This is a genomic window from Kitasatospora sp. NPDC057518, from assembly GCF_042802075.1.
Lineage (GTDB): Bacteria > Actinomycetota > Actinomycetes > Streptomycetales > Streptomycetaceae > Kitasatospora.
The window spans coordinates 1-8,906 of the sequence record NZ_JBHVEU010000374.1 but is presented as its reverse complement, the minus strand read 5'-3'; the positions used below and the strand labels follow the sequence as shown (position 1 = coordinate 8,906).

The following is an 8,906-nucleotide window of genomic DNA, read 5'->3' as shown; positions in this document are numbered from 1 at the left end:
CGCTCGGGTCGAGCGAGGCCGCTGGGCTCCGAAACTGTTGGGCTGACACCTGCCCTTCGGCCTCGTCCTCCAGGGTGCCAACGGTGTGGACTCCGAGATCCTCCTCGCCGCCGCCTACGCGGCGCGGACGTCCCCGACTTCGCAGTCCTGCTGACCACGGAGCCCGACACCGCACAGGCAATCCTGGAAGCGGTATCGGACCGGACGGTCAACACCAAAATCCCGTACGGGAGTTAGAGAGAACATGAGCACCACCGAAACCAGCCTCACCCCGCTCCCGATCGTGGACGTCCACGTTGTCCTGCGCACCCCGGACGGCAAGATCCTGCTCTCCCAGCGCGGCGGCCCCTACGGCTACGGCCAGTGGCACGCCCCCAGTGGCAAACTCGACCCCGGCGAGAAGCCCGCCCACGGCGCCGCCCGCGAGCTGGCGGAGGAGACCGGTATCACGACCGACCCGGCCCGCCTCCGCCTCGCCTACACCGTCCTGCACCACCAGGGCCCGGCGGCCCTGCGCCTCGGCCTGTTCTACCTCGCCATCGAGTGGGAGGGGGAGCCGGTCAACCGCGAGCCCGAGAAGTGCCTGGACCTGCGCTGGTTCGCCGAGGGCGGCTTGCCCGACGACCTGATCCCGTACCCCGCCGCAGGCATCCGCGGCGCCCTCACCGACCCCGGCGGCCTGGCGCACCACGGCTGGCCGGCCGCGTAGCGGTCGGCCGGTAGGGCAGGGGCCCGCGCGTTCGAGGCGAACGTGCGGGCCCCGGGGTGGAATCGGGGTCAGCGGGTGGCGAGGGATTCCAGGAGGCGGTCGAGGGAGGTGCCGAGGCCCCAGCGGGTGGAGAGTTCCTCCAGGGTCATGGGGTAGAGGGGTTCGCGGGGGAGGACCGGGTCGAAGTCCGGGAGGGGGGCGTCGGGGGCGACGCGGACGACGGTGGGGGCGACGTCGAGGTAGGCGGCGCCTTCGACGATGTTGCGGCGGCGGGCCGGGGTGAGCTTGGAGCCGAGGTCGAGGGCGGCGGCGCGGATGGCCGGGAGGTCGCCGTACTCGTTGATCAGTTGGGCGGCGGTCTTCTCGCCGATGCCCTTGACGCCGGGCAGGCCGTCGGACGGGTCCCCGCGCAGGGCGGCCATGTCGGCGTACTGGGCGCCGCGTACGCCGTACTTCTCCTGGAGCAGCGCGTCGTCGGTGACCTGGAGGTTGCCCATGCCCTTGACCGGGTAGAGCACGGTGATCCCGCGGGCGTCGTCGACCAGTTGGAAGAGGTCGCGGTCGCCGGTGACGATCTGCACCGGGCCGGTGGCGCGGGCGGTGAGGGTGCCGATCACGTCGTCCGCCTCGTAGCCGGGGGAGCCGACCCGGGCGATGCCGAGGGCGTCCAGCACCTGCTCGATCACCGGGACCTGCGGGGCCAGCGTGTCGGGCACCTCCTCCTCGCCGTCCTCGGCGGCCTCGGCGACCCGGTGGGTCTTGTAGGAGGGGACGAGGTCGACCCGCCACTGCGGGCGCCAGTCGGCGTCCATGCAGGCGACCAGCTGGTCGGGCCGGTGGTCGTGGACCAGCCGGGCGATGAAGTCCAGCAGGCCGCGGACGGCGTTGACCGGCTCACCCTGCGGCGAGCGCAGGGTGTCCGGTACGCCGTAGTAGGCCCGGAAGTACAGGCTGGCGGAGTCGAGCAGCATCAGTCGCGGTGCGGTCACGTCTCAGATCATGCCGTACGGCGGTGACGGACCGCCGGTTCTCAGTGCTCGTGCGGTCCGGCGCGGTGGACCGGGCCGTGGGAGTCGGCGCAGTGCTCGGCGGCGGAGGAGGCGGCGGAGGCGCCGTTGGGGGCGGCGGTGGAGTCGGGCGGGGTGGCGATCTGCAGCAGCGCGCCGGCCTCGTCCTCGCCGACGTGGTCGACCTGGAGGGTGGAGTGGGTGATGCCGTACTCGTCCGAGAGCCGGCGCTGCAGGGAGCGCCGCACCGCGTGGCAGTCGCCGCCGGGGGTGACGAGGATGTGCGCGGACAGGGCGGGCTGGCCGGAGGTGATCTCCCAGATGTGCAGGTCGTGGATCTCCTCGACCAGCGGTTCGGTGACCATCCGGTCGGCGACCGCGTCCGGGTCGATCCCGGCCGGGGCGGCCTCCAGGAAGATGCGTCCGGAGTCCCGGACCAGCGCGATGCCGGCCTTGAGCATCAGTGCGACGACGATCAGCGAGGCGATGGCGTCGGCCCGGGCGAAGCCGGTGGTCAGTACGATCGCGCCGGCGACGGCGGTGGCGATGAAGGCGTACAGGTCGGTCAGGACGTGCTGGAAGGCGCCTTCGACGTTCAGCGAGCTGCGGTTGGCCTTGGACATGCACCAGGTGGCCGCGAGGTTGACGACGATCCCGATCAGCGCGGTGATCAGCACCAGCGAGCCGGTGACCTGCGGCGGCTCGAACAGCCGGGTGACCGCCTCGTAGCCCAGCCAGGCCGACAGCACCAGCAGGGTGACCCCGTTGGCCTGCGCGGAGAGGATCTCGGCGCGCTTGAGGCCGTAGGTGTAGCCGCCCCGGGCCGGGCGGGCGGCGAGCCGCATGGCGATCAGCGCGAGCACGATCGAGGCGGCGTCGGTGAGCATGTGCGCCGCGTCCGAGATCAGGGCCAGGGACTGGGCGGCGAAGCCGACCACGACCTCGCCGGCCATGAAGACGACGATCAGGGCGAGGGCGCTGAGCAGCCAGCGGCGGTCCGCGTCGGCGGCGACGCCGTGCGAGTGGCCGCCGTGTCCCCCGGAGCCGTGGGAGTGCCCGCCCGAACCATGCGCGTGCCCCCCGGAGCCGTGCGAGTGCGAGGGCGAGTGCCTCTGGTCATGCGCATGATCATCGTGCGAGTGCTCGTGCCCGGCCATGGAAGTCCTCTCTGGGCGCACGGGTGGGAAAGGGGGCGCGATACGACCGCCCCGCAACCGAAGTGAACCGCAGAATCGACAAAGATCCAAAGGTTGTACTGGTGACCGTTGTCGTTCCCGTCCGGGCGGCCGGATCCGGCTCACTCCGCACCCGGCCGGCCTCCCGAACTCCCGTTCCCCCGCGCCCAGTTGATCTACCCCAGCGCCATCGCGTCGAGGACTGCCGCGGTGGCCGCCCGGACCAGGGCCCGCATCAGCCGCAGGTCGTCCCCCTGCTCCGGGTGCCACTGCACCCCGAGCGCGAACCCCGGCCCCTCCACCGCCTCCACCGTCCCGTCCGGCGCGTGGGCGCTCACCCGCAGGCCCGCCCCCACCCGGTCGACGGCCTGGTGGTGGAAGGTCGGCACCTCCAGCTCACTCTCCGGCAGCAGCCCGCCCAGCAGCGTCCCCGGCACCGGCCGCACCAGGTGCGAGCCGTAGCACCCGGGCGAGCCGCCGTGCACGTCCACCGGCACCACGTCCGGCAGGTGCTGCACCAGCGTCCCGCCACACACCACGTTCAGGACCTGCATCCCCCGGCAGACCGCCAGCAGCGGCATCCCCGCCGCCAGCGCCGACCGCAGCAGCGCGACCTCCCAGGCGTCCCGCTCCGGCGAGTCCACCTCCGTCGCCGGGTGGGCCGGCTCCCCGTAGTACGCCGGGTCGATGTCCGGCCCGCCCGCGATCACCAGGCCGTCCAGCCGGGCCAGCACCTCCGGGGCGCGCTCCGGGACGTCCGGCGGCAGCAGGACCGCGATCCCGCCGGAGTCCCGGACCTGCGCGGTGTACCGCTCGGGCAGAAGGGCCACCCGGCGGCCCCGCCAATCGCTCCAACTCGCGTCCACCAGGTAGGTGCTGACGCCGATCAAAGGCCTGCGATCCATGGCGCGCATTCTCCCCCCGGAGCACCTGATCCACCGTCAGCCACGCGCGTCGGCGCGCCACGGGCGCCCGACACCCACCCGCCCTCTTCCGCCCCGCGAGTCGCAGGCCGTACGGTTCGCTGTGACCGTTTGATCTCGAAGAGTGATCGAGGAGGAGGGTTCGGTATGTCCGAAACGCCCGAACGGGCCGCCGCGGGCTCGCCGCCCCGGCCGCCGCTGACCCTGGACCAGCTGCGCGCCCTGGTGGACACCGGTGAGGTGCACACCGTCGCGCTCGCCTTCACCGACATGCAGGGGCGCCTCCAGGGCAAGCGCTTCGCCGCCCGGTTCTTCCTCGACGAGGTGGCCGAGCACGGCGCCGAGGCCTGCGACTACCTGCTGGCCGTCGACGTCGACCTGAACACCGTGGACGGCTACGCCTTCTCCTCCTGGGCCACCGGCTACGGCGACTTCGCGATGCGCCCCGACCTCGGCACCCTGCGGCTGACCCCCTGGCAGCCCGGCACCGCCCAGGTCACCGCCGACCTCGCCCGGCACGGCGGCCACCCGGTGGACGCCGCCCCGCGCCAGCTGCTGCGCCGCCAGATCGCCCGGCTCGCCGAGTACGGACTGGCCGCCGACATCGGCACCGAGCTGGAGTTCCTGGTCTTCCGCGACACCTACGAGCAGGCCTGGCTGGGCGGGTACCGCGGCCTGACCCCGGCGAACCTCTACAACGTGGACTACTCGATGCTGGGCACCGCCCGGGTCGAGCCGCTGCTGTCCCGGATCCGCACCGAGATGGCCGGCGCCGGCCTGGTGGTGGAGTCCGCCAAGGGCGAGTGCAACCTCGGCCAGCACGAGATCGCCTTCCGCTACGCCGACGCCCTCACCACCTGCGACCAGCACAGCGTCTACAAGACCGGCGCGAAGGAGATCGCCGCCCAACTCGGCTGCGCGCTCACCTTCATGGCCAAGTACGACGAGCGCGAGGGCAACAGCTGCCACATCCACCTCTCGCTGCGCGACGCCGTCGGCGCCCCCGCCTTCGCCGACCGGGACGGCCGGATGACCGACACCATGCGGCACTTCCTGGCCGGCCAGCTGGTCGCGCTGCGCGAGTTCAGCCTGCTGTACGCGCCGAACATCAACTCCTACAAGCGCTACCGTCCGGGCTCCTTCGCCCCGACCGCCGTCGCCTGGGGCCGGGACAACCGCACCTGCGCCTACCGGGTGGTCGGCCACGGCCCCGGCCTGCGGATGGAGAACCGGGTACCGGGCGGCGACGTCAACCCGTACCTCGCGGTGGCCGGGATGATCGCGGCCGGCCTGCACGGGCTGCAGCGCAAGCTGGACCTGCCCGCGCCCTGCCTCGGCAACGCCTACGCGGTGGAGGAGTACGCCCGGGTGCCCGGCTCGCTGCGCGAGGCCGCCGGGCTCTGGGCGGACAGCGCACTGGCCCGCGAGGCCTTCGGCGACGACGTGGTCGAGCACTACCTGAACATGGCCCGGGTCGAGCAGTCCGCCTACGACGGGGCGGTCACCGACTGGGAGCGCTACCGATCCTTCGAACGGATGTGAGCCGTGACCGAGCCGAACGCGACCGCCGGGAGCAGCACGGTCCGCAACCCCGCCACCGGCGAGGTGCTCGCCACCGTCCCCGACACCACCCCCGAGCAGCTGGACGCGGCCGTCCGGCGCGCGGTGAAGGCCCAGGTCGGCTGGGCGGCGCTGGCCCCCGGTGAACGCGCCCGGCTGCTGCGCCGGTTCGCCGACCAGGTCGAGGTGCACGTCCCGGAGCTGGCCGCCCTGGAGGTGGCGGAGGCCGGCCACCTCCAGGCCAACGCCCGCTGGGAGGCCGGCAACGTCCGGGACCTGCTGGAGTACGCCGCCGGGGGAGTGGAACGGCTGACCGGCCGGCAGATCCCGGTCCCCGGCGGCCTGGACGTGACCTTCCACGAGCCGGTCGGCCTGGTCGGGGTGATCGCGCCGTGGAACTTCCCGATGCCGATCGCCGCCTGGGGCTTCGCCCCCGCCCTGGCGGCCGGCAACGCCGTCCTGCTCAAGCCCGCCGAGGCCACCCCGTTGACCGCTCTGCGGCTGGCCGAACTCGCCCTCGCGGCGGGCCTGCCCGAGGGCCTGTTCCAGACCGTCCCCGGCGCGGGCGCCACCACCGGACGCGCCCTGGTGGACCACCCGGCCGTCCGCAAGATCGTCTTCACCGGCTCGACCCTCGTCGGCAAGGAGGTCGCCGCCCGCTGCGCCGCCCGCGCCAAGCGGGTCACCCTGGAGCTCGGCGGCAAGAGCCCCAACATCGTCTTCGCCGACGCCGACCTGGCCCGCGCCGCCGACCCGCTCTCCTTCGCCGACAACAGCGGCCAGGACTGCTGCGCCCGCAGCCGGATCCTGGTCCAGCGCGAGGTGTACGAGGACTTCCTCGCCCTGCTGCTGCCCGCCGTCGACACCCTGCGCACCGGCGACCCGACCGACCCGCAGACCCAGCTCGGCCCGCTGATCTCGGCCGCCCAGGTCCGCCGGGTGGCCTCTTACCTCACCCCCGACCTGCCGGTGCTGGCCCGCGGCAAGGTCCCGGACGGGCCCGGCTACTGGTACCCGCCGACGGTGGTCGCCCCCGAGGACCCGGAGGTCCCGGCCGTCACCGAGGAGATCTTCGGCCCGGTCGCCGCCGTCCTGCCGTTCACCGACGAGGCCGACGCGCTGCGGCTGGCCAACGCCACCCGCTACGGCCTGTCCGGCTCGATCTGGACCCGGGACGTCGGCCGCGCGCTGCGCCTGGCCCGGGGCGTACGGGCGGGCAACCTGTCGGTCAACTCGCACTCCTCGGTGCGCTACTGGACGCCCTTCGGCGGCTTCGGCGAGTCCGGGGTGGGCCGCGAGCTGGGGCCGGACGCGCTGCGCCACTTCACCGAGACCAAGAACGTCTTCATCCACAGCGAGGAGTGACAGCCCGATGAGCGAGAAGCACGCCGCGCCGGACGAGCCCGTCTGCCGACGGCTGGTCGGCCGCACCGCCGTGGTCACCGGCGCGGGCAGCGGGATCGGCCTGGCCGCCGCCAGCCGGCTCGCCTCGGAGGGCGCGAAGGTGGTCTGCGCCGACCTCGACGAGGAGACCGGGCGGGCCGCCGCCAAGGAGGTCGGCGGGCTGTTCGTGCACACCGACGTCACCGACCCGTACATGGTCGAGGCGCTGTTCGACGAGGCGTACGAGACCTGCGGCAGCGTGGACGTCGCGTTCAACAACGCGGGCATCTCGCCGCCCGAGGACGACTCGATCCTGACCACCGGCCTGGACGCCTGGCGCAGGGTCCAGGAGGTCAACCTGACCTCGGTCTACCTGTGCTGCAAGGCCGCGCTGCCGTACATGCGCCGGCACGGGCGGGGCTCGATCATCAACACCGCCAGCTTCGTGGCCCGGATGGGCGCGGCCACCTCGCAGATCTCCTACACCGCCTCCAAGGGCGGGGTGCTGGCGATGTCCCGCGAGCTGGGCGTGCAGTTCGCCCGGGAGGGCATCCGGGTCAACGCGCTCTCGCCGGGGCCGGTGGACACCCCGCTGCTGCGCGAGCTGTTCGCCAAGGACCCGGAGCGGGCCGCCCGCCGGCTGGTGCACATCCCGCTCGGCCGGTTCGCCCGGGCCGAGGAGATCGCCGCCGCGGTGGCCTTCCTGGCCAGCGACGACTCCTCGTTCATCACGGCGAGCGAGTTCCTGGTGGACGGCGGCATCTCCGGGGCGTACGTCACACCGCTGTAGCCGCCCGCGGGCTCGGCGGTCGGGCCGCACAAGGGCCGCACAAGGGCCGAGGAAGGGCCGCAGCCGGGGTTCTCACCGGAATCTCATCGAAAACGGCGGGAATTCCGGGCCGCGCTGATTTCGCGTTTATCCGGCTGCCTTTAGATTCTCTACCGTGAGCGAGCAGATTCCCGCCGGGTGGTACCCGGACCCCAAGAACACCACCGGCGACCCGAGGCCGCAGCGGTGGTGGGACGGCAAGGGCTGGACGGCCGACACCCGGCCCGCACCCTCGGACGCCCCGGCACCGCAGGCTCCGGAGGCGGAGCCGACGGCCGCCGCGGCCCCGGGGCCGGGAGCGGCCGGGCAGACCACGGTGCTGGAGGGCGAGGTGCTGGAGAGCGGCCCGACCGTCCGCTACCCGGAGCCGCCGCCCTTCGGCGCCGCCTACGGCTCGCCCGCCGGGCCGCCGCGCAAGGCCCGGCGCAAGCCCTCCAAGCTGGTGCTGGCGACCACCGTCGCCGCCCTGCTCGGCCTGGCCGTCGGCGCGGGGGTCACCTACCTCGCGGTGGACGGCCACAGCGACCGCGCCCCGCGCAGTGCCCGCCCGGCCCCGCAGGGCGGCGGCTACGGCCCGTGGGGCGGCCTCCCGGGCTTCGGCGACCCCGGCAACGGCGGGGGCGGGGACAGCAAGGGCGGCAACGGGGGCAACGGGGGCAACGGCGGGAAGGGCGGCGGCGGGAACGGCAACGGCGGCGGCAAGACCCGCCCGAGCACCGACCAGGCGATCGACGTGGTCAACAAGCTCACCCTGCCGGTCCCGGACGGCTGGGAGGCCGGCACCACCACCGACGGCTACGCCATGCTCAGCGTCGGCTCGTACACCTGCGTGGACGGCAAGAGCACCTGCTCCCTCGGCGGGGCCAACACCGGCCGGATCGACGGCGGCGGCACCGACGCCCAGGCGGCGGCCAAGGCCGACATCGCGGCGGCCGCCAAGGCCGCGTACGGCGACGTCACCGGGCACCAGGAGCTCAAGTCCGAGGCCGTGAAGGTCAACGGCCAGGACGGCTACCTGGTCCGCTGGAAGGTGGACGCGCCCAAGGGCAACAACGGCTACGTGCAGACCGTGGTCTTCCCGTCCGCCGACGGGAAGTCGCTGGTCTCGGTGCACTTCGGCTTCGACATCGCCGACAAGTCGCCGGACGTCGCGGTGATGGACACCATCGTCAAGGGCATCACCGACTACAAGGGCAAGCTGCCGACCATCCCGGGGCTGCCCGGCTCCGGCGGCTCCGGTGCGGGCGCCGGCGGCGCCGGGGGCACCACCACCTGAGCACCGCGCTCCTCACACGGCGGCGGCCCACCCGGGAGGGAACC

The 8,906-nt window shown here is 73.5% G+C and carries 8 protein-coding genes; 5 read left to right on the top strand and 3 right to left on the bottom strand.

What is annotated here, in order from left to right; genetic code table 11:
- Positions 1–244 precede the first annotated feature (244 nt).
- Positions 245–709, top strand: coding sequence for an NUDIX domain-containing protein (locus tag ACFU7Z_RS29975; protein WP_380780915.1), 465 nt, complete (start codon positions 245–247; stop codon positions 707–709).
- Between the two features lie 68 nt (positions 710–777).
- Here ACFU7Z_RS29975 and ACFU7Z_RS29970 read toward each other — a convergent pair whose 3' ends face one another.
- From ACFU7Z_RS29970 to ACFU7Z_RS29960, 3 genes are all read right to left on the bottom strand, one after another.
- Positions 778–1,680 carry a 5'-3' exonuclease gene (locus tag ACFU7Z_RS29970; RefSeq protein ID WP_117491547.1) on the bottom strand — a complete coding sequence of 301 codons (903 nt, stop codon included), beginning with the start codon at positions 1,678–1,680 and terminating at the stop codon, positions 778–780.
- Between the two features lie 59 nt (positions 1,681–1,739).
- The gene (locus ACFU7Z_RS29965; RefSeq protein WP_380780913.1) at positions 1,740–2,873 is read right to left on the bottom strand and encodes a cation diffusion facilitator family transporter; all 1,134 of its coding nucleotides are present in this window, start codon (positions 2,871–2,873) and stop codon (positions 1,740–1,742) included.
- 194 nt (positions 2,874–3,067) lie between these two features.
- Positions 3,068–3,796: a gamma-glutamyl-gamma-aminobutyrate hydrolase family protein gene (locus ACFU7Z_RS29960; protein ID WP_049649881.1), complete on the bottom strand. Its 729-nt coding sequence runs from the start codon at positions 3,794–3,796 to the stop codon at positions 3,068–3,070.
- Between the two features lie 165 nt (positions 3,797–3,961).
- Between ACFU7Z_RS29960 and ACFU7Z_RS29955 the strand changes: the two genes are divergently transcribed.
- From ACFU7Z_RS29955 to ACFU7Z_RS29940, 4 genes are all read left to right on the top strand, one after another.
- Positions 3,962–5,356, top strand: a complete 1,395-nt coding sequence (locus tag ACFU7Z_RS29955; protein ID WP_380780911.1) for a glutamine synthetase family protein — start codon at positions 3,962–3,964, stop codon at positions 5,354–5,356.
- 3 nt (positions 5,357–5,359) lie between these two features.
- Complete coding sequence (locus ACFU7Z_RS29950) at positions 5,360–6,739, top strand: aldehyde dehydrogenase family protein (protein ID WP_380780909.1); 1,380 nt, start codon at positions 5,360–5,362, stop codon at positions 6,737–6,739.
- A 7-nt stretch (positions 6,740–6,746) separates the two neighbouring features.
- Positions 6,747–7,547 (top strand): 3-oxoacyl-ACP reductase, encoded by an 801-nt coding sequence (locus ACFU7Z_RS29945; protein ID WP_380780906.1) that lies wholly within the window; start codon positions 6,747–6,749, stop codon positions 7,545–7,547.
- 154 nt (positions 7,548–7,701) lie between these two features.
- A complete protein-coding gene (locus ACFU7Z_RS29940; protein WP_380780904.1) occupies positions 7,702–8,862 on the top strand; it encodes a DUF2510 domain-containing protein in 1,161 nt (386 codons plus the stop codon).
- Positions 8,863–8,906 lie beyond the last annotated feature (44 nt).

Bases quoted from the DNA above. Each gene is read 5' to 3' on its own strand.
- ACFU7Z_RS29975 (WP_380780915.1), top strand. From the start codon at position 245: ATGAGCACCACCGAAACCAGCCTCACCCCGCTCCCGATCGTGGACGTC.
- ACFU7Z_RS29970 (WP_117491547.1), bottom strand. From the start codon at position 1,680: ATGCTGCTCGACTCCGCCAGCCTGTACTTCCGGGCCTACTACGGCGTA.
- ACFU7Z_RS29965 (WP_380780913.1), bottom strand. From the start codon at position 2,873: ATGGCCGGGCACGAGCACTCGCACGATGATCATGCGCATGACCAGAGG.
- ACFU7Z_RS29960 (WP_049649881.1), bottom strand. From the start codon at position 3,796: ATGGATCGCAGGCCTTTGATCGGCGTCAGCACCTACCTGGTGGACGCG.
- ACFU7Z_RS29955 (WP_380780911.1), top strand. From the start codon at position 3,962: ATGTCCGAAACGCCCGAACGGGCCGCCGCGGGCTCGCCGCCCCGGCCG.
- ACFU7Z_RS29945 (WP_380780906.1), top strand. From the start codon at position 6,747: ATGAGCGAGAAGCACGCCGCGCCGGACGAGCCCGTCTGCCGACGGCTG.